Origin of the sequence: Aporhodopirellula sallentina SM41, from assembly GCF_000346505.1 — a bacterium.
In the GTDB taxonomy this organism is placed as follows: Bacteria; Planctomycetota; Planctomycetia; order Pirellulales; family Pirellulaceae; genus Rhodopirellula; species Rhodopirellula sallentina.
Genome location: NZ_ANOH01000443.1, coordinates 42,801 through 62,159 on the forward strand (window position 1 = coordinate 42,801; position 19,359 = coordinate 62,159).

Annotated in this window: 16 protein-coding genes and 2 tRNA genes; 7 read left to right on the forward strand and 11 right to left on the reverse strand. The window is 55.4% G+C overall.

Going from position 1 to position 19,359, the window contains the following annotated elements; translation table 11 throughout:
• Positions 1-62: 62 nt before the first annotated feature.
• On the reverse strand, positions 63-929 hold the full coding sequence (locus tag RSSM_RS28845; protein WP_008688197.1) for a polyphosphate kinase 2 family protein: 867 nt from the start codon (positions 927-929) through the stop codon (positions 63-65).
• Positions 930-1,132: 203 nt separating this feature from the next.
• Between RSSM_RS28845 and RSSM_RS28850 the strand changes: the two genes are divergently transcribed.
• The 3 genes from RSSM_RS28850 (at position 1,133) to gmd (ending at position 3,021) form a co-directional block, all read left to right on the forward strand.
• A tRNA-Ser gene (locus tag RSSM_RS28850) sits at positions 1,133-1,221 on the forward strand.
• A 121-nt stretch (positions 1,222-1,342) separates the two neighbouring features.
• Positions 1,343-1,416: transfer RNA gene (locus RSSM_RS28855), tRNA-Lys, on the forward strand.
• 486 nt (positions 1,417-1,902) lie between these two features.
• Positions 1,903-3,021 (forward strand): GDP-mannose 4,6-dehydratase, encoded by a 1,119-nt coding sequence (gmd, locus tag RSSM_RS28860; protein WP_008688199.1) that lies wholly within the window; start codon positions 1,903-1,905, stop codon positions 3,019-3,021.
• A 539-nt stretch (positions 3,022-3,560) separates the two neighbouring features.
• Here the strand turns inward: gmd and RSSM_RS28865 are convergent.
• Positions 3,561-4,100, reverse strand: a complete 540-nt coding sequence (locus RSSM_RS28865; protein ID WP_008688204.1) for a hypothetical protein — start codon at positions 4,098-4,100, stop codon at positions 3,561-3,563.
• 278 nt (positions 4,101-4,378) lie between these two features.
• Here RSSM_RS28865 and RSSM_RS28875 point away from each other — a divergent pair, with 278 nt between their 5' ends.
• Complete coding sequence (locus RSSM_RS28875; RefSeq protein WP_008688207.1) at positions 4,379-5,173, forward strand: hypothetical protein; 795 nt, start codon at positions 4,379-4,381, stop codon at positions 5,171-5,173.
• Positions 5,174-5,261: 88 nt separating this feature from the next.
• Positions 5,262-6,698: an alkaline phosphatase D family protein gene (locus RSSM_RS28880; protein WP_236621458.1), complete on the forward strand. Its 1,437-nt coding sequence runs from the start codon at positions 5,262-5,264 to the stop codon at positions 6,696-6,698.
• Here RSSM_RS28880 and RSSM_RS28885 read toward each other — a convergent pair.
• Positions 6,689-7,582: an SDR family oxidoreductase gene (locus tag RSSM_RS28885; protein ID WP_008688212.1), complete on the reverse strand. Its 894-nt coding sequence runs from the start codon at positions 7,580-7,582 to the stop codon at positions 6,689-6,691. The two genes, RSSM_RS28880 and RSSM_RS28885, sit on opposite strands and share 10 nt — an antisense overlap.
• A 178-nt stretch (positions 7,583-7,760) precedes the next feature.
• Here RSSM_RS28885 and RSSM_RS28890 point away from each other — a divergent pair, with 178 nt between their 5' ends.
• Complete coding sequence (locus RSSM_RS28890) at positions 7,761-8,894, forward strand: aminotransferase class V-fold PLP-dependent enzyme (RefSeq protein ID WP_236621459.1); 1,134 nt, start codon at positions 7,761-7,763, stop codon at positions 8,892-8,894.
• Between the two features lie 337 nt (positions 8,895-9,231).
• Entirely contained in the window at positions 9,232-9,450 is a 219-nt protein-coding gene (locus RSSM_RS28895) for a hypervirulence associated TUDOR domain-containing protein (protein WP_008688216.1), read from the forward strand.
• Between the two features lie 6 nt (positions 9,451-9,456).
• Here RSSM_RS28895 and pdeM read toward each other — a convergent pair whose 3' ends face one another.
• The 8 genes from pdeM to RSSM_RS28940 form a co-directional block, all read right to left on the reverse strand.
• Entirely contained in the window at positions 9,457-10,122 is a 666-nt protein-coding gene (gene pdeM / locus RSSM_RS28900; protein ID WP_008688218.1) for a ligase-associated DNA damage response endonuclease PdeM, read from the reverse strand.
• A 44-nt stretch (positions 10,123-10,166) separates the two neighbouring features.
• Positions 10,167-12,656, reverse strand: coding sequence for a ligase-associated DNA damage response DEXH box helicase (locus RSSM_RS28905; RefSeq protein WP_008688220.1), 2,490 nt, complete (start codon positions 12,654-12,656; stop codon positions 10,167-10,169).
• Between the two features lie 14 nt (positions 12,657-12,670).
• Complete coding sequence (locus RSSM_RS28910) at positions 12,671-14,272, reverse strand: ATP-dependent DNA ligase (protein ID WP_008688222.1); 1,602 nt, start codon at positions 14,270-14,272, stop codon at positions 12,671-12,673.
• The gene (locus tag RSSM_RS28915) at positions 14,269-15,318 is read right to left on the reverse strand and encodes a ligase-associated DNA damage response exonuclease (RefSeq protein WP_008688224.1); all 1,050 of its coding nucleotides are present in this window, start codon (positions 15,316-15,318) and stop codon (positions 14,269-14,271) included. Before RSSM_RS28915 ends, RSSM_RS28910 begins: the two co-directional genes overlap by 4 nt.
• A 102-nt stretch (positions 15,319-15,420) precedes the next feature.
• Positions 15,421-16,824, reverse strand: a complete 1,404-nt coding sequence (locus tag RSSM_RS28920; protein ID WP_008688225.1) for a UdgX family uracil-DNA binding protein — start codon at positions 16,822-16,824, stop codon at positions 15,421-15,423.
• A gap of 47 nt (positions 16,825-16,871) precedes the next feature.
• On the reverse strand, positions 16,872-17,558 hold the full coding sequence (locus RSSM_RS35085; RefSeq protein WP_236621460.1) for a radical sam domain-containing protein: 687 nt from the start codon (positions 17,556-17,558) through the stop codon (positions 16,872-16,874).
• On the reverse strand, positions 17,501-18,124 hold the full coding sequence (locus RSSM_RS35090) for a radical SAM protein (protein WP_008688229.1): 624 nt from the start codon (positions 18,122-18,124) through the stop codon (positions 17,501-17,503). Before RSSM_RS35090 ends, RSSM_RS35085 begins: the two co-directional genes overlap by 58 nt.
• Before the next feature lie 217 nt (positions 18,125-18,341).
• Positions 18,342-18,770: a hypothetical protein gene (locus RSSM_RS28940; RefSeq protein WP_008688231.1), complete on the reverse strand. Its 429-nt coding sequence runs from the start codon at positions 18,768-18,770 to the stop codon at positions 18,342-18,344.
• Positions 18,771-19,359: the final 589 nt, after the last annotated feature.

Genomic DNA, 19,359 nt, shown 5'->3' on the forward strand with positions numbered 1-19,359 from the left:
TGCCAATCGGTGTCAGGTGCCCGCGACGTCGTCAGGACGACGGACAAACCAACCCTTGCCGATTACTGCTTTGCGAGTTCACGCTCGTAGAGGCGGCGAATCTCGTCGAGGTCCGCGTCGAGCGGAGGCAATTGCGGGTCCATATCGCGAAATGTGTCGCGAACGATCGCCGCGACACTGGCATCGCGGTACCATTTTTTATCCGCAGGGATAATGTGCCAGGGGGCGTCTTCGGAATGGCACTTCTCGAAGACGTCCTCGTAAGCTTCGCGGTAGTCGCCCCATTTCGCACGGGCCTCGTAGTCGCCTTCGTTGAGTTTCCAGTGTTTGGTCGGCTCATCGAGACGCTTCTTGAACCGCTCGAGTTGCTCTTCGGGGCTGATGTGCAGATAAAATTTAAGAATACGCGTCCCCCGATGCAGCAGCAGTTTTTCGAAGTCATTGATAATTTCATACCGCTGTTTCCAAACCGATTTGGGAACGAGATCTTCAACCCGAACCACCAAAACGTCTTCGTAGTGGGAACGATTGAAGATCGAAACCTTTCCCGCCGCGGGGGTTGCCTGGTGGATCCGCCATAAAAAGTCGTGCGCACGCTCCAAACTACTGGGCACCTTGAACGGGTACGTTCGACACCCCTGAGGATTCATTCGCCCGAGAACTTTCCGTATCAGTCCGTCTTTCCCGGCCGCGTCGGGCGCCTGCAGAACGATCAACAGAGACTGTTTCGCCTCGGTATACATCCGGTACTGCAGCTCTTGAATTTCGGCGATCGCATGAGCGGCGAACGCTCTTCCGTGCTCTTTACCGCGAAATGGGCCTTCGAATTCAGTCGGAATTTTGGCGAGCGAAACCTTTTCCCCCTCGCGCACCATGTGTTCGTCGCGAAAGTCGAACTTTGGATTCAAATCCCACTCAGTCGGCTGCATCAAATTAAATCCAGAAAAAGTGAACGTGGATCGGACTTCCGGCCGAAAACGATCGGGTCGTCACCGGAATCACCGCGGTCAGAATGCCGCAGTGTAACGTGCGGTATCCGAGCCGTCCAAAGTCCCCAAAAAGTGCCTGTGAACATGGGTTGCCAAGGGAGCGGCAATACAGCACAATTCCGCACTGACGAAAGTCCACCAGAGGAGCGGTGGCTGAGTGGTCGAAAGCGCCGGTTTGCTAAATCGGTGACCCGGGCAACTGGGTCCGCAGGTTCGAATCCTGTCCGCTCCGCTTTGTAACAACTGCCAAACGCAGTTGTCAGAATGAGATACTGGTGAGTACAAAGGTTGGCTGATCGCAATGCAGCACCGTGCTAACAGACGGTGCTGTTTTTGTTTTCAGCGACCACCCCGGAAGTGTAGCTCAGTTGGTTAGAGCATCCGACTTTTAATCGGATGGTCCTGGGTTCGAGTCCCAGCACTTCCACTTCTTTTCTTTCCCCGCGGTGTCGATCTCGCACGCCGCGTTGCCGGACCCTCGGCGGTGTCCACCGCCCCCAAAGCCGATGACCGCCACCGGCAATCTCCATGCGGGCCCTCCTCTCCGAGCCAGCCACGGGCAGACAACCTGCCATCGCCGGCCGATACCGCTTCGACCGATGCACTACGCAGAACGTTGGCGATGGATCTATGGATGCGGAGCGTTGATCGCGGTCGAGCCTGTCCACTCGACACACGCGGCGCCATCCTCACATTGCCTACAGTCGCAAATTCACTAGCGACCTTTTCACGGATCGACAAACAACTAAAACAGCATCTCTCGAGAAGAGTTATGCTGTAGGTTATCGGCAATCTGCTCAACGAGGGCTCGACCCCAGGAGCCTTCATCTACCACCACACCGGTTCATCCTTCAACACTCCGTCCTCCGACTCTTCGTCCTTCAACTCAACGCCTCTCTTTTTCATCTGCAACATGAAACGCGCACTCATCACCGGCATCACTGGGCAAGACGGATCTTACCTCGCCGAACTTCTTCTCGAGAAAGGCTATGAAGTCCACGGCATTAAACGCCGGGCGTCTTCGTTCAACACCGAGCGGATTGACCACATCTATCAATCGCCTCACGCAGAAAACAAACGCTTCCAACTGCACTACGGCGATTTGACAGACACCTCCAACCTGACGCGAATCGTCCAGGAAGTCCAACCCGACGAGATCTACAACCTGGGTGCCCAATCGCACGTCGCCGTTTCATTCGAGTCGCCCGAGTACACCGCAGACGTCGATGCGATCGGAACCCTCCGTCTGCTCGAAGCGATCCGCTTCCTCGGCCTCGAGAAGAAAACTCGCTTCTACCAAGCGTCCACTTCCGAACTGTTTGGATTGGTACAAGAGATTCCGCAGAAAGAAACCACTCCGTTCTATCCGCGATCACCATACGCGTGTGCGAAGATGTACGCCTACTGGATCACGGTGAACTACCGAGAGTCGTACGGTATCTACGCGTGCAACGGGATTCTTTTCAACCACGAATCGCCTCGACGCGGTGAAACATTTGTGACCCGTAAAATCACGCGTGGCCTCGCCAACATCGCTCAAGGACTCGAGCCATGCCTGTACCTCGGCAACATGGACGCTCTTCGAGATTGGGGACACGCAAAAGATTATGTGCGAATGCAGTGGATGATGCTGCAACAAGAATCCGCGGAAGATTTCGTCATCGCGACCGGTCAGCAAATCACGGTCCGCGAGTTCGTCAAAATGTCCGCAGCCGAAGCGGGCTTGGAAGTTGAATTCAGCGGTGAAGGCGTTGACGAGATCGCAACAGTCACCAATGTGACCGATACCGAGAAAGCCCCCGAGGTGTCGGTGGGAGATGTCATCGTCCGAGTCGACCCGCGTTACTTCCGCCCTGCGGAGGTGGAAACACTTCTCGGCGACCCATCCAAAGCCAAAGACAAACTCGGCTGGGAATGTGAGATTACCGTCGAAGAGATGTGTGCGGAAATGGTCGCCAGCGACCTCGACAAAGCCCGCCGTCACGCACTGTTGAAACTCCACGGACACGATGTGAGCGTCTCGATCGAATAACAACACCTTCCCAAAAGAGCTTAGCGGGAATGGATCGCATGGATCTATTTTCGCTTGGTGGGTCGGCAGCGATCACCCACACCCGCTCCAGTGCATCGTTTGGTTCTTTGCGCAGCCAACCATGCAAACGACTATCGAGGCGGTCTCTGGCGACCAAACCTCGAATCTGAACGCAGGTCGAGCTTGACTGGTGAACCGGATTCGGCAGACTGCGATGGCTTGTCTTCCATGGCGACTGCCCTCTCTGGAGAATCCGATTGAATCCACGTTTTCCCTGGTGGAAACATCGTTTCGCTATCAACCGACTCAACCACCACTGATAACAAATGACCGATGCCGCCAGCGTCCACCACGAGATAAACTACATGGATCTCTCAGCCAACGACATTGAGGCAGCGAAACAGTTTTAAACATCAGCCTTTGATTGGCGGTTCAATGACTATGGTCCGCAATACGTCGGCATCCGGAAACAGAGTGGTGATGGCGAATGCGGTGGAATCTGTCATTCAGAAAACGTTGATCGCTGTTTGAACGCGAGCTTATTCCTCCAACACCGTTTTCAAAACGCGATAGGCTTCGATACTTTCTTCGACCTGTTCTCGGCCACCCGCGTCTTCGACGTGCTGAAGAATCTCGAGCAGGTTTTCGCTTCCGCCTGCCGCGTCCACGGCAGCCTTGAGGCTCTCGAGTTGTTCTTCCGTGGGCAGCATTCCGGCCCCACCCTTGTTGGCCGAGTTTTTACCTGCAGCGTTTTTTCCGCCCGCCGAAGCCTTCTTTGCCCTCGCGGTCGTTTCTTTCTTTGTGCCCGCTGATTTGCCGGCAGAAGCGTTGGACTTCGGCGGAGCGGCGTCCTTGGCGGGTTTGCTTTTGGCTGAGGGCGTTTTACTTTTGTCAGCAGAAGGCGTCTTCGTGTCGTCCGTTTTCGACGCCGCGGTTTTCTCATCCACCTCACTGGGCGTCTTTTCGGACTGCTTCGGTGCCTCAGTTTGCGGATCCGACGAAGCGGCCTGAGTCTCCTCCTCAAGTGCTGCGTCGGGTGCTTGCGGAGATGCTTCGGATTGCGAGGTTTCAGTCGCCATAGTGAATCTGGCTCGATGCGAAAAAGAGAAAACCGCCTTGGCTTCATCGGCAGCCTGCGGATGAGTCGGCGACGGTGGTGATGTCGACGCGGTCTATATCAATATCGCTCCCACCGGGCAAGAGAACCTGAAAGCCCCGCAGGCCCAGGTGTCTGCTCCCGGACAGTCTCGCTGCACCGCCAAACGCACCACGTCTGCCGCGAACAACCGGTTCATCGATCCCGAGGGTTTGCGTTATGCTGCTTCCATCGTCCGCACTTCCCAATCCGATCACGTCCATGTCAGATCCTAACTACGCAAAGTCTTCAACCACCTCCGATCCGGATGCCGATTGCTTTGCCGAAGTGACCAACGGAATCTACCGCAACGTGGTTCCCGAATCCGTTTGGCGAGCGATTCGTTTCGCGGTTCGACATGAACTGCCGGCGAAGAACCCGACCATCATGATGATGTTCGTTCGCATCGCCGAAGTTTACGACAATGTTCACGCATTCCTATCGAGCAAACTGCCGGAAGCGACAGGCCCTGAACGATCCGCGATGGCACTCATCCTCGATCCGCCCACAGGAATTCGCAACGCAGAGTATCTGCCCGACGAAATCGAATCACCGGGCGAAATGGATTTGTGTTGGAGCGAGTTTCTCGTGACCGGCGAATTATCGCCCATTGAAAAAGTGGTCGCGGTGTTGGACCGAGAAGACCGATCCCGCCACACCATCGACACTTTGTTGTCCAAGGAAACCGATTCGCCGGTCACGGTTGATGACAACGCCATCGGTGAACTCGGCAAGATCGGTATCGTCTTGGGGCAAACCAACGGGCAGTGGAAGATCGTTTCTCCCGGCGATATCGATGTTCTTCTGTGGTTTGGAATCAAAGACCAAATTCCGACCTGTGTTCAGTTTTTCGAACTGATGAACGAAGAGCAACGCGTGCACATCGCGAACAAAGGTGCCGCGATGTGGTCGCTGCGTGCGAACGCGAGTCAACATGGAAAGATCCGCATGTTCTGCGAAGAACAGTCACAACTCGAAGGTGGACGCGCCCGTCTACTGATTTCCCCGGCCTCGTGATCGATTATCATTGGGGCAATCTCCCCTGGTATCGAAAATCTCCCCACCTCTCCCACCTTTCATCACGATGCGAATCCGATCCTATTCATTGGCAACCGTCTCCTGGGTTGCCATCCTCGCTCTGATCACGCTATTTCAAGCAAACGTTTCCGCGAAACCGCCGATCACCGAAGGCGAGACCTCTGAGGTGATGAAGGATCTCGATCCGTACATGATCGACGCTCTCTACGGTAGCGATCCACAAGGACAGACCGGCCGGCATGGCGCCGAGGGCGGCATGTCGGAACTGCTGTCAGAACCGGGCTTCGTTCAGCTGATCGAAAAGCACGACCTGAAACTGTTCAACGGCCCAATGGTCGGTGACCTGAAGCCGACGTCGGTGAAATTTTGGGTGCGGACAGCCGGACCGGCAACTGTCGAGATTCAAATCGACAACCTTCATTCAAACACGGTCAAAACAACCAAGGGAAACGACTTCACCGCGGTCATGACAGTCGATGGCTTGAAACCATTTACAACGTATGCATACGACGTCGTCGTTGATGGCGAGCCGATCCGACGCGACAGTTTTCAATTTCGCACCGCTCCACAATCCGGCCAGAAAGTACAGTTCGATGTGACGTTTGGGTCCGGTGCTCGTTACGTTCCCGTGAACGAGTACGCCTGGAGCAACGTGGCGAAATCGCAACCACTCGCGTACCTAGGCCTGGGTGACAACGTCTACATTGACGTGATGAACCGCCGCGGAGCTCAACGCTTGTTCTACTACCGTCGTTACCTCAGCCCTGCGTTCAGCGAACTCGCCGCCAGCACTGGGATTTATGCCGTGTGGGACGACCATGACATGGCGATGAATGATTCGTCCGGCGGTTCAGGATTGACAGCGCCATGGAAACGGCCCAATTGGAACGTGTTCAGACAGAATTGGAATAACCCGCACTACGGCGGCGGTGACAAAATGCCGGGCACGTGGCATTCGTTCTCTCTCGGCGATGTCGACTTCTTCATGACAGACGGTCGCTTCTACCGCGACAAAAAACAAAAAACGATGCTCGGCCCCGACCAAAAAGAGTGGCTTCTCGAACAACTCGCAAACGCCAAAGGCAAATTCAAAGTCCTCGCTTCCGGAACCATGTGGTCCGACGGGGCCGACAAGGACGGTAAAGACTCATGGGCGGGCACCTGGTCACGTGATGAACGCAACGAAATTTTTGACCGGATCAACGAGCACCAAATTGATGGTGTGATCCTTATCTCAGGTGACCGCCACCGCACCGACATCTGGAGAATTGACCGCCCGAACGGTTACCCGTTGTATGAGTTCGTTTCCGCGAAAGTGACCAACGAACACACACATCAAACGTTTGACAACGCCGTGTGGTCCTACAACGAAGGCAACTTTTGGGGACAACTCTCGTTCGACCTGCGACCTGAGGATCCTGTCATGACGTTCAAATGCGTCGACATCAGCGGAAAGGTTGTCAAAGAGTTCCCGTTAAAACTGAGCGAATTGAGTCATCGCTGAGATTGCTCTGTCTTTGCTTCATCTTGAAAGAAGTCTGCCAACCGCCGAGTCCCTGTGCTCGGCGCGACCATGTCCATGGTCAACACGGTCAGGAAGAACTCGATCGGACCGTGAGTCTCCACTCCGGTAAACTTTCGCATGCCAAACAATAACGCCTTCGTGATCCAAAGCGGGATATAGGTAACACGTCGCTTCTGGCCGGTCGCGGCAAACGCCAAATCGGCGATCTCATTGGCAGTCAAAACATCCGGGCCGCCGATATCGACACAGGTGTTGCGAAAGCTGAATTGGTCGATGCAGAAGTTTGCCAAATCGGTTCCGTCGATCGGGTTGGAACGATACTCGCCATCGCCGAAAAGATAAACTCGGCCACCACGCGCCATCGACAAGAACTCTTTCATGTCGGAAAAGAAGCCGTTGGGCCTCACGACAATACTGTCGATGGAACTCTCTCGAAGCTCTGATACAAAATGTTCTTTGGCGGCGAGGATCTTCACGTCAGGCAGTTTGTCGGCGTTGAGTGCCGAGACGTACAAAAACTTTTCAACTCCCGACCGGATCGCCAAATCGAGAACATTCTTGTTTGCCCCATAATCAACGTCTTGATAGGTTAGGCCATCCTTTTGGCGTGTGATTCCCAGGGAAGAAAACACAATCTCGATCCCGTCACATACCCCTATGAGCGACTCCGGCTTGGTCGCTTCCCCGACGAACACTTCATCGACCAGATCCTTCACGTCGGCGAGTCTGCTCTCGTCCCTGACCAACACACGAACCCAATAACCTCTCCGGTGCAAACATTGAATCATGTGTTTGCCGAGGTATCCGGTGGCTCCCACGACGAGTACTTTGGGACGCGATTGATTCTCTCTGTCGGGTGACACTTTCGATACTCCTGTCCGCGAAACATGACAGCGATACCATATCGTCGCAGGAAAAATTTCGAAGGGGGACACGGTGATGTTGCTCGACCATCCGATGTTCGCAGTTCAGCATGCGACGTCGCATGGACATCGGTTCTCTCTGACGTCCGCAAATGAACATTTCAAACCCATCATCAAAATGCCTTACCTCAACCATGCCGGCACAAGTTGGCCCAAACCTCCCGCGGTCGCTTGCGCGGTTGAAAAGGCGATCCACACATCCCCGGATCAATGGCCAGAATTGTTCGAACAGGCGCACGCGACGATCTGCCGTTTTTTCGGAGTCGGCTCCGTCGATCAACTCCTGATCACGCCGGGCTGTACCTCCTCATTAGCCACGGCGATCGCCAACGTCCCATTGTCACCTGGGGATCGTGTCCTGACGAGTTGCTGGGAACATCATGCATTGCACGCTCCACTGATCAAGCTGGAGAACCGTGGCATTCGGGTTGAAATGGTACGTGCGAACAATTCCTGTCCCTTTGATCTGGAGCACCTCGAAGAAAGCCTCAAAGCCGGAAACGTCAAATTGGTTGCGATCACCGCGGCGTGCAATGTGACCGGAGATTTGCTGCCTTACAAGGAAACTATCCATCTCGCCCGTCGTTACGGAAGCATGACTTTGATCGACGCGGCCCAAATTGCCGGATGGGTCGATCTAGATTTGAACAACATCGACGCCGACCTGGTTGCCTTTGGCGGTCATAAGGCGATGCAAACTCCGTGGGGCATCGGCGGCTTGTTCGTCAATTCGAACGTTCCCATGGACTGCGTTTCCTCGCAGTGCGAGTTGCCTCAACGATCGGTATCGAAATCGAACGACAACCAACGATTCTCGACCAAGCTCGAGTACTGCGACGTCGGTTCGGTTGACCAATTCTCACTCGCAGGACTCTCCGCTGCGTGCCGATGGCTTTCCGATCCTGCCCGAGAGGATCGATTGTCAATCGCTCGCCAACAAATCACACGTCTGCGACAGGCGATTGAACAACACTCAAAAGCACTTTGCTACGGCCATCCCGACGAAACCGCTCGACTGCCCTCGATCGCGTTCGGCGTTGCAGGACACTCCAGCGGCACAGTAGCCAACGTGCTTAAGCAACACCGCGTAATCACATCGGGTGGCTTTCAATGCTCACCCCAATCCCACCAATCGCTTGGCACTCAAGCAAACGGGGTCGTACGAATTTCCGTGGGTATCGATCAGCCCGAGGATGACATCGATCGCGCCATCGAGGGAATCAATGCAGCGTTGAAAGAAGTTGAACGCTAGCCGCGATCGATCGCTTCAGCCTCGCTCGCTGAGATCCGGACTGGAACTGGCGCACTGTTTGCAATGAGTTGGGTAGTCGGCGTGTCGTACGTCGCATGATGCATCCAACTCTTATACGTTCTCGATTTGGCTTGAATTCTGGCCCGAGGCTGCTTGGTTATCGGGTGGGCGGTAGCGGATCTTGTTAAAGATCCTGCTGCATGAGGATTTTTAACAGGATCCATTCCCCGGAAAGAGGGATGTCACCTGACGTCAGCGTCTGAATTGTAGCGAGCCCGGATACAAGGGTTGGACTTTTCAAAACATTAAACTGCTCCAACACAACGGAAAACAAACGATGGCACAAAAATTTCAAGTCAATCAATACGTCAAATGGAACTATGGCAACGGAACCGCAGAAGGTCAGATCAAAGAATCCTACAAGGAAAAAGTGACCAAGACGATCAAAGGAAACGAGGTTACCCGCAACGCGAGCGATGATGAACCGGCGTACTTGGTTGAGCAGGAAGATGGCGATCAAGCACTCAAAAGCGAAAGCGAACTGAGCGACGCGTAGAGGTCATCAGGGCCGCTCGCTATGGACCGGAAACACTTCATTCTCGGCGATCGCCCACGCGAGATCGCCGGAGTTAATTTTAACGACGTGCGTGCCGGTGAATTGCCCGATCGCTGGCAACATCAACATGCGATTACGGTAGAAGAAACAGGGCAGCTTTCCGATCGCATCGCCTACCTTGACCGCCGGGTGGACATGCCCGCATAGCAGAACGCGTGCGTCCTCGGGCACCTCTTCCGGATGATGCGTCATAACCAAGTCGTCAATTCGTTCAAACGGATCGACGATCTCAATCGGCCAGGACGATGGCAACTGTCCGACGTGAGCATCATGGTTGCCTCGCACGAGAACCGTTGATAGGTCGATGAACGCAGAGAAGAAATCCTCGATCGATTCAACAACATCTCGCGATAACGATGACCGGGCATGAAACATGTCGCCCAAGATGACCAACCGGGACACGCCTGTTTCACAGACGCGACGTTGAATCTTCTGCAGCGTTCCTTGCGTGCTGCCCATCGGCACGGGGATTCCGTGCCTTCGAAACGTTGCTTCTTTCCCGAAATGCGGGTCGGCAATGAAGAGGGTTTGGCGATCTGGCCACTCGACCGAACCGTCGCTATGCAAGCACACTTCAATCCCATTGAGTTTGATGCTTATCCGGTTCGCCATATTCGCTCCTTCTCAAGGTGTGTCCGCCGACGGCAATTTCCTCTCTAACCCGCCGTCTGATCAGCGGCTTTCTCTAGCTGTTGTTGCATGCGAGCGATACGCTCAGAGAGGGATTCACTGCTGACACGCTCTCGCAGTTTGTCGACCAACAGAGGAAACGCCAGAGGAGTGACCTTCGCCGGCTTTCTTGACAACAGTTCGCTGTTTTCGATCCGCAAAAAAGCGGTGGCGAGACGGGTTGATTCGAGTTGAAATTCCAACACCTCACGGCGAGCCTGTTCCAGCAAGAGATTCCCTGCGTCGTATTCTTGGAACACGTCAAAGAACAGATTGCTGCTCGCTTGCACGTGGCTGGTGCTTTTTCGTTGGCCAGGATAGCCGGGATGGATCAGGCCGGCGACGCGTGCGATTTGTCGAAATTGTCGCTTCGCCATTTCTGTCGAGTTCATACTGCTGAGGATGTCCCCCACGAGGTCTCCGGTTGCAAACACGCCTTCGTCAACCATTCGGTTTACTTCAACAGGATGGGGAGATTGCAGCACAACGCCATAGTCGTTGCACGCCATGCTGAACGTTGTCTTCTGCAGTTGCGAAATCCGATAGGCGAGCACCGCTGCCATTCCTTCATGCACGAGACGTCCCTCAAAAGGGAACACAAAGAGTTGATGACCGTTGCGAGTCTTGATTTGTTCGATCAACACCTGGTTCGTCAGCGGGAGAGCACTCCAGCGTTCCTGGATCTCAAACAATGGTTTCAACGCCCGCATCTCACGCCCGACTAATTTCCCTTCGGCCGCCTCCTGTAACTTCAGTCGCAACTCCGCACTCAGTTCGCTCGACAACGGCATTCTGCCGCCCATCCAGCGTGGAACCGAATCGGGTTGTCCCTTGGCTCGTTTGACGTAGGCCACGTTGTCTTTGACCCGCACCAAGGAAACCAGTTTGCCTGCGAAAAGAAACCGCTCGCCTTCGTTCAGTTTGGAGAGGAAACTCTCTTCAACACTGCCGAGCGTGGCACCTTTGAGATACTTCACTTTCATCGATGCGTCCGAAACAATCGTTCCAATATTCATCCGGTGCATCGTCATCGTGCGACGTTGTTTGACAACATAAAGATCGCCGTCACGTTCAACCCGGTGAAAATCGGGATACGCCGAGAGCGAACTGCCTCCGTGAACCACAAAGTCCAAAACCCACCGCCATTCGGCATCGGTGAGAGATTCGTAGGCTAGGCAAGAACGAACCTCCTCGAGCAACTCCTCCGAATCGAATCCGCCCCCGATCGCAACCGTGACAAGGTGCTGGGCAAGGACATCGAGTGGCTTGTTCATGAGCGGACGTGATTCGAGATGCCCTTTTCGAATTGCATCCTGTGCCGCGGCGAGTTCGATCAGTTCGATCGCGTTGGTCGGCACGAACGCCAAACGGCTTTCGGCGCCGGGTCGGTGCCCGCTGCGTCCGGCGCGTTGCAACAACCTCGCGGCCCCCTTGGGACTCCCGATTTGCAACACCAAATCAACAGCGGTGAAGTCGACACCGAGATCCAGACTGCTCGTACAAACAACCGCGTGCAACGTCCCGTCTTTCAACCCGTCTTCCACCCATCGTCGAACCGACGTGTCGAGCGATCCGTGATGCAACGCGATCTTGCCGGCCCAGTCGGGACGTTGCTTGAGTAGGTGTTGATACCAAATCTCCGTCTGGGAACGCGTGTTCGCGAACACCAGAGCACTCGTTACCTGTTCCAAACGCTCCGCAACCTGAGGAACCATCTTGGTCCCGATATGTCCCGACCACGGAAACCGATCGACCCGCGGCGGGATGATCGACTCCAACTTCATGCGTTTCTTTTTGTATCCTTCCACGATTCGTGCCGGAGTCGTCGGGGTCACGCCCAATAACGAATCGCGTGCCTCCTCGAGATTGCCCAGCGTGGCGGATAGTCCCCAGGTTCGCAAATGCGGATTCAGGCGACGCAGTCGAGCTAACGCCAACTCGGTTTGGATCCCTCGTTTTGTCCCGAGCAACTCGTGCCACTCGTCAACGATCACGGCTTCGACGCCCGCCAACTGAGGCAATAACCGCTCGTGAGTCAGCATCAACGAGAGGCTTTCGGGCGTCGTGACCAATGCCGTCGGCAACCGCTTGAGCTGACGCGCCTTCGCACCTGCTTTGCTGTCCCCGGTCCGCGATTCCAAACTCCACGGCAATCCTAAACCGTCGAGCGGGCCACGCAGCGATGACTCCGTATCACCAGCGAGCGCACGCAAAGGGGTCACCCACAACACACGAACCGATGGTGGACGTTTGGGGTTCCAACGGGATTGGTCCGAGTTTTGTTTTAGCCACGAGAGAATCGGCCCCATCCAGGCAGCGAGCGTCTTCCCGGTTCCGGTCGCGGAGTGAATCAATCCGCTTTCGCCCTTCTGGTACGATCGCCAAACCGAACGTTGAAAACGAAAGGGCTTCCATCCGATCGATTCGAAATAGGAATCAACTTGTTTGGATGGCGTGAGTGTTGGTGTGGAGTGCATGTTGCGACGAAATCCTATTCCTGATCGCCGAGCATCTCGAGCAACTCGCTGAGCCGGTTGGCGTCCTCAGGTTGCTTGTCATGCCGCCAACGCAGGATGCGAGGGAACCGTGTCGCAACGCCACTCTTATGCCGTTTGGAACGCTGCAGTCCCTCGAACGCCAACTCCATCACCAACTTCGGCGTGACGCTGCGAACCGGGCCGAACGTGTCATGTGTGTTTTGCCTGACAAAGCGATCCACTTTTCGGATTTCCTGATCGTCCAATCCGCTGTACGCCTTCGCAAAGGGCACCAATTGATCTCCGTCCCACAAGGCAAACGTGTAGTCCGTAAACAAACTCGCTCGCCTGCCGTGGCCTTTCTGCGCGTAAATCAACACGGCATCAATCGTGAACGGTTTGACTTTCCATTTCCACCATGTTCCGCGAACGCGTCCGACATCGTACGTGGCGTCTTTGTGTTTGAGCATTAACCCTTCGGCGTTCATCTCTCGGCTTTTCTCACGAACTTTTGCGAGTTCGTCCCACGACATACCGCTGATCAATTCGGTCACACGCAGGTGCGGATGATCGCAATCGGACAACAGTTTTTCGAGACGTCCCCGACGCTCGGCGAAAGGCTCTTCGCGCACGTCTTCCGCAGCACACTCGAGAATGTCAAATGCGTGAAAGACAACGGGAACCTCAGTTAACAACTTCTTGCCCACCGTCTTACGGCCGATCCGCCGCTGCAACTGAGCGAACGGTAGCACCGTGCCGTCACTTTGGGAGGCCAAGATTTCGCCGTCCAGGACCGTGCCATCGGGCAGAGACTCAGCGGCGGATTCGATCTCCGGCCATCGGTTTTCCATCAACTCCTCGCCCCGCGACCAGATAAACGTCTGCCCGGATCGGCGAATGACTTGCCCGCGGATTCCGTCCCATTTCCATTCTGCCTCGTAATTGCAGACGTCACCGATCGCCTGCGGTCCGTCCTCGACGTTGATCGGATGGGCTAAACAAAACGGATACGGTTGGCTCGCGAGCGTGTCTTGGACATTGGGGTCAACGAGACTTTCGAAAAAGCTCGGCGTCGGTTTCCAATTTCCCATCAAGCGGTGCGAAACCACGTCAGCCGAAACACCGGACTGCTGCGCGATCGCGCGAGTCACGAGCCGTTTGCTGACACCGACACGGAACGCGCCGGTGATCAATTTCATTACGACAAAACGGAGTTGTGCCGGCGTTTGATTCCAAATCTCAACGACATGTTGCCGTTGGGCTTCTTCATCCATTTTGCGCAGGGGCTCCAACCGCTCGTTCACCCAAAACGCCAATGAGTCGTCGTCCTTGATGTCTCCCGGTGGAACGACCAACGACAAAGTCTCAGCCAAGTCGCCGACGGCATGGTATGACTCGTCAAACAACCACGAGGGAATGCCTGCTTCCTCGGCCGCCCATATCCTGAGAAGCTTCGTTGGAACGATCCGCCGCAGTTTGTTGCCACACAGAAAGTAGGTCGCCCACGCGGCATCACTCGACGAAGCGGATTCGAAGTACTTTGCCATCGCGGCAATTTTGACGTTCGTTTTCGTTGTCGAATCGAGGGCGTGATACAAATCGGCAAATCGGATCATGAATCGTCCGCCCCATCTTCGCTCGGTGCGTCGTCGGAATCCTGCGAACGATCCTCGTCGCTTTCACTGCGGGACCGTGAATCGATCGCCACTGCGTCTCGACCATTTTCCTGCAGGTAACGCGCCACCGCTGCGGTATAACCGTGGGTCACCCACACCGTATCCGGATCACACGAGCGAACCGCCTCGAGCAGTGACGGCCAATCGACGTGGTCGCTGACAATGAATCCGCGGTCGACCGCACGTCGGCGACGGGCACCCCGCACCGCCATCCATCCGCTCGCCATCGCGGTGCTGACCTTTCCGAACCGACGCAACCACGGCGTTCCGTTCGCACTCGGCACGGCGACCACCATGCCTCCGGTGAAGTTGTGCTTTCGGTCGAGGTCACCGACGAACACCGTTTCAGGAAGTTTGACTCCGGTGCGCCGGTAAGCCTCGTTCCCTTTTTCGACCGCGCCGTGCGTGTAGATCGTGCCGATCGACGGATCGAGACCGGCGAGCAGTCGTTGACTCTTCCCAACGGCATAACCATAGAGAACACAACACAGCCCAGCGTCGCGACTCTCTCGCCACCACTGATTGATTTGCCCAGAGGTGACTTCATCGGGTTCCCATCGATAAACAGGCAAACCGAACGTCGATTCAGTCACCAATAAATGACACGGAATTGGCTGCCACGATTCACAGGTTGGATCCGCACCGAGTTTGTAGTCGCCGGTTACGACAACAACCTCGCCACGATACTCGAGCCGAACCTGCGCCGAACCGAGCATGTGGCCGGCGGGATGAAAACTAACGTCCACTCCACCGACGGTCACCGATTCCCCGTAGGGCATGAATTCAAACTCGGCGTCATCGTTCATTCGCATTCGCAGTAAATGCTCACTCGGCGAGGCCGCTAGATAGTGGCGACATCCCCAACGCGCGTGGTCGGTATGCGCATGCGTGACCACCGCCCGATTAACGGCAACGCGAGGGTCGACGTAGAAGTCGCCGACCGGACAGTACAGCCCGCGTTGAGTGGATTGAAGCAGCGAAACCATGAACCGAGATAAAAGAGAGGACGGAGGAAACAGCGTCTGCGATCGTTTGGACCCAACGCCGAACGGAAAACAACAAAACCATCCTTGGCACTTTTTTGATACTCAGGTGACCGCGGTCACGAGATCACTCACGAGATTTTCCGTCATCTGCGACTTCCGCGTCGGATCCGGCATTCTCAAAATCGCTGCCGGGTGCCAGGTGGCGATCGTCCGTTGACACCATTCGGTCGGCTGCACGGATCCGCGTCCGGTCGTGATTCGAAAGTCGCGTCCGAAGAGGGCCTGAGCGGGAGTTGCCCCCAAACAAACCAACATCGTGGGCCCGATCGCCGCTAGCTCCGCTTCCAACCAAGGTCGACAAGCGAATATTTCTCTCGAGTCTGGCTTTTTGTGCAAACGACGTTTTCCTCGTTCAGTGAATTTGAAATGCTTGACCACGTTGGTGATGTAAATCTCGTCGCGCCGGATCCCAGCGATAGCGAGGCACTCGTCGAGCAATTGTCCGGCAGGCCCCATAAACGGCCTACCTTCTAAATCCTCACGATCGCCAGGCTGTTCCCCGACCAAAACAATCTTCGCGTCGCGTGGACCTTCGCCGAAAACCATTTGGTTTGCGAAGCGATGCAAATCACATGCCTGGCAGCATTCGGCTGCCACTTTCAGTGAAGCCAAGTCTGATTCAGCGGGCATGTAGTTCGTCGCGGTCTCGGCGAATCCTTCGTTCTTCTCAATCATTTCCGAAACACGTTGGGGTGCCTCGTCGAGCAGATCTTGAATCACGGATGCTTCGGGAAGCGTCTTCCAATGACGCACCGGCATCTCGCGTTTCATTGCGTTGACTTTGACGCGAGCGGGATTGAAGATCGACGCGTAATAGGTCTTCCAGAGTTCTTCAAGAGAGTCTTCGTCCGACACCTCGCTCGCCGGAACTCCCGCGCCATATCGCAACTGCTTTTGATCCCAGACGACCGATTCCCAGGGCGTGAAGATCGACCAGTTCATCGCCTTGAAACGCCGGGCAAAGAACGGTGCCGCGAGCCGGACGATACGATGATCGGGGCGATGCCATGCCACATAAGTTTCTTCCGCGGCGGATCCGACGAGACGGAAACGCACGAACGCCTTCATTTTATGAACATCGCGAGTGACCGCTTTGCTCATCTGCTGCAACCGATGCACGTCATCATCGGTTGCGATCTCGAGCAACGACGACTCGCCGTGCGTTAGCCGCCATAGCGTTCGATAGAGAAGTTCCCACCGGGCAGGACGTTGGTGACAGGCAACAATTTTCGCCAGCTCTAAAAAAGACTTTGGCACCTTCGCGACTGCGTTTCGGACGTGGCTTTGATCCGTTGGGCTAGCCTGTGCGTCGTCACTGCCAAAGAGCGAAGGTTGATCGCTACGGGTCTCAAAATGCACATCCGTCGGAGGAACTTCGCGAGAGAGCAACTCTCTCGCTTGATCACGCCATTGGTCAAACGTTTCGATCGATAGAAATTGGTCCATGTTCGCAGGATCTATGTTCGCAGTGCCATCGGGTCGTTCCCGATAGGCTAGACCTCACCCGTTACGGCTGAACCAGCGGCATCGAATAACATCAGTTGCTCGTTCTTGGTGGTCACTTTTGATTTTAAATCCAATCGATCCAGGTCGTGAACGCTCGGGTTGTGGTCCGCGGTCAAAACGAATGCCTTGGTGCGATTCCACGCGACACGCAACTTTCGCAAATCGGCGGCCCGCAGGTTCCGGTGCTTTCGAATCGAAAGGATCCGTTTGACGCTGCGAACACCAACGCCGGGGATTCGCAGCAACTCTTCGTAGCTAGCTCGATTGACATCGACAGGAAAGAAATGCCGATTCGCCAACGCCCACGCGAGTTTCGGGTCAATGTCGAGCGATAGGTTTCGGTCCTTTTCGGCGACAATCTCGTCCGCCTGGAAACCATAGAACCTCATCAACCAGTCAGCCTGGTACAACCGATGTTCGCGAATCAACGGAGGAGACTGTCCCGGCAGGCGGGCGTCCGCATGCGGGATCGGACTGTATGCGGAGTAGTACACCCGGCGGAGTTTCTGCTGCGAATACAAATCCGATGCCGTCTTAAGCACATCCACATCGGGCGTCTCGGTCGCCCCGACGATCATTTGCGTACTCTGTCCAGCGGGCGCGAAACCGCGGGTCTTCAAACCGGCTTTCTTGTCGGCCGTGGTTTCCTCGATCTTCTCGCGAATACCGCCCATCGCGGCCACGATTTGAGGCTTTTTCTCTCCGGGGCCAGACGCACCAGATCGCGGTCGGTTGGCAATTCGATGTTCACGCTCAACCGATCCGCCCACCGTCCGGCCTCATCGATCAGGTCCTGCGACGCGTTCGGAATCGTCTTGAGATGGATGTAGCCGCCGTAGTGCTCGTCGGTGCGGAGACGTTTGGCGACCGCTATCATTTGCTCCATCGTGTAGTCGGAATTTTGAATGATTCCGGAACTCAGAAAGAGCCCTTCGATGTAGTTGCGTTTGTAGAACTGCATCGTCAACGAGACCACCTCGTCAACGGTGAATCTCGCCCGTGGCGTGTCGCTCGAAACGCGATTCACGCAGTACTGGCAATCGTAAATGCAGTAGTTCGTCAGCAGGATTTTCAGCAACGACACGCACCGACCATCGGGCGTGTAGCTGTGACAGATCCCCATCCCCTCGGTACTGCCGATCTGGCTACCTTCGCGGGTTTTCTTTGATCCGCTGCTGGCGCACGAAGCGTCGTATTTGGCGGCGTCGGCTAAAACGGCTAGTTTTTCTTGAACGTTCATGCATCCATGTGGTGAGGGTCATCGGAACCCGTCTTAACCGCCACCACGGCAACGTTCATAACCGGCAATTTCAAAATATTCGCGACGGCACCAAAGGCTCGTGTTGCGACCACCTACCTCGCCAAGACACAGCAAACGGAGCCATGGCATACCGCGTCAAAACGCGAATTCATTCAGCCAATTTTGATCGGCAGGCAATCAACTCGAAATCGCCGTTCTAGAAATCGCCGAGGTCCAGATCCACCCGGCCGAGTTCCTGGGTCAGTTCGCTGAGCACGTCGCACTGACTCCGCACTTCCTCATCACAGCGGCCGCACCGAATGAACCCGAGAGGGCCATTGGAACAGTCGTGGGAGATCAACCAGTCGACGTCAAATTCCGCGGACACGGCGCACAGGATTTTGACGAGATCGTTCAGCGTTCCGTTGTGGCGATCGGATACTTTGGCCGACTCGGGTTGGTCCAGTTGCCCCGAGAAATTGGGTTTGCTGGCTCCGGCGAGAATCCCGTCACGGTTGCTCAAACGAGGCGGTTCACAACTCAACCAATCCCTCTGACTCGATAATTCTTCCGCGAACGCAATCATCTCTTGCTGAAGCAACGGGGAGATGAGTTCCGTGGTTTCGTACGCTACCGAAAAATGCATGGTTCCATCCTTGTGTGTGATGTCATCAAAACAACAGGCTGGCTCGAGTTCTCAAAAGTCGAGGCCGCAAAAATCAAGGCCGCAAAATTCGAGGCCGCAAAATTCGAGGCCGCAGTGGCCAACTCGCGGGAGCACCAACGCAACTCGCGGGAGCACCTCGACAGTGAGCGCACAGACCGCGGAGGTCGACCGACGTTGAAACCGTTGAAAAGCCTCACGCTGACACGAACTCTGAGTGGATACGCTCATTCAATTATAAAGCGTCGATGAATTCTGCAAAGCCGCAAATGCATCTTGTCGCAGCAACTTCTCGGCGTGACCGGCAAAACAGACCGGTTTTGCGGAGCACACGTGTTCGTCCTTGAAGTCGTTGCACGCATGAAACGCATTTCGCCCACAATGATCACCCACATCGAACGGATCACCCGCATCGAACGGATCCCCCGCATCGAACGCCCCCCGCGATCACACGACGACCGCCGTGAAACACGTCGTCACCTACCACTCGGTGTGGGTAGCTATTGATCCCGACTCGATTGGTTAGGTAGTGGTTAGTTCGCAAGAATCCGCCCCTTTCCTACCGGACAGT

Excerpts from the sequence above, each read along its gene's own strand:
- RSSM_RS28845 (WP_008688197.1), bottom strand. The coding sequence starts at position 929 with ATGCAGCCGACTGAGTGGGATTTGAATCCAAAGTTCGACTTTCGCGAC.
- gmd (WP_008688199.1), top strand. The coding sequence starts at position 1,903 with ATGAAACGCGCACTCATCACCGGCATCACTGGGCAAGACGGATCTTAC.
- RSSM_RS28865 (WP_008688204.1), bottom strand. The coding sequence starts at position 4,100 with ATGGCGACTGAAACCTCGCAATCCGAAGCATCTCCGCAAGCACCCGAC.
- RSSM_RS28875 (WP_008688207.1), top strand. The coding sequence starts at position 4,379 with ATGTCAGATCCTAACTACGCAAAGTCTTCAACCACCTCCGATCCGGAT.
- RSSM_RS28890 (WP_236621459.1), top strand. The coding sequence starts at position 7,761 with ATGCCTTACCTCAACCATGCCGGCACAAGTTGGCCCAAACCTCCCGCG.
- RSSM_RS28895 (WP_008688216.1), top strand. The coding sequence starts at position 9,232 with ATGGCACAAAAATTTCAAGTCAATCAATACGTCAAATGGAACTATGGC.
- pdeM (WP_008688218.1), bottom strand. The coding sequence starts at position 10,122 with ATGGCGAACCGGATAAGCATCAAACTCAATGGGATTGAAGTGTGCTTG.
- RSSM_RS28905 (WP_008688220.1), bottom strand. The coding sequence starts at position 12,656 with ATGCACTCCACACCAACACTCACGCCATCCAAACAAGTTGATTCCTAT.
- RSSM_RS28910 (WP_008688222.1), bottom strand. The coding sequence starts at position 14,272 with ATGATCCGATTTGCCGATTTGTATCACGCCCTCGATTCGACAACGAAA.
- RSSM_RS28915 (WP_008688224.1), bottom strand. The coding sequence starts at position 15,318 with ATGGTTTCGCTGCTTCAATCCACTCAACGCGGGCTGTACTGTCCGGTC.
- RSSM_RS28920 (WP_008688225.1), bottom strand. The coding sequence starts at position 16,824 with ATGGACCAATTTCTATCGATCGAAACGTTTGACCAATGGCGTGATCAA.
- RSSM_RS35085 (WP_236621460.1), bottom strand. The coding sequence starts at position 17,558 with ATGGGCGGTATTCGCGAGAAGATCGAGGAAACCACGGCCGACAAGAAA.
- RSSM_RS35090 (WP_008688229.1), bottom strand. The coding sequence starts at position 18,124 with ATGAACGTTCAAGAAAAACTAGCCGTTTTAGCCGACGCCGCCAAATAC.
- RSSM_RS28940 (WP_008688231.1), bottom strand. The coding sequence starts at position 18,770 with ATGCATTTTTCGGTAGCGTACGAAACCACGGAACTCATCTCCCCGTTG.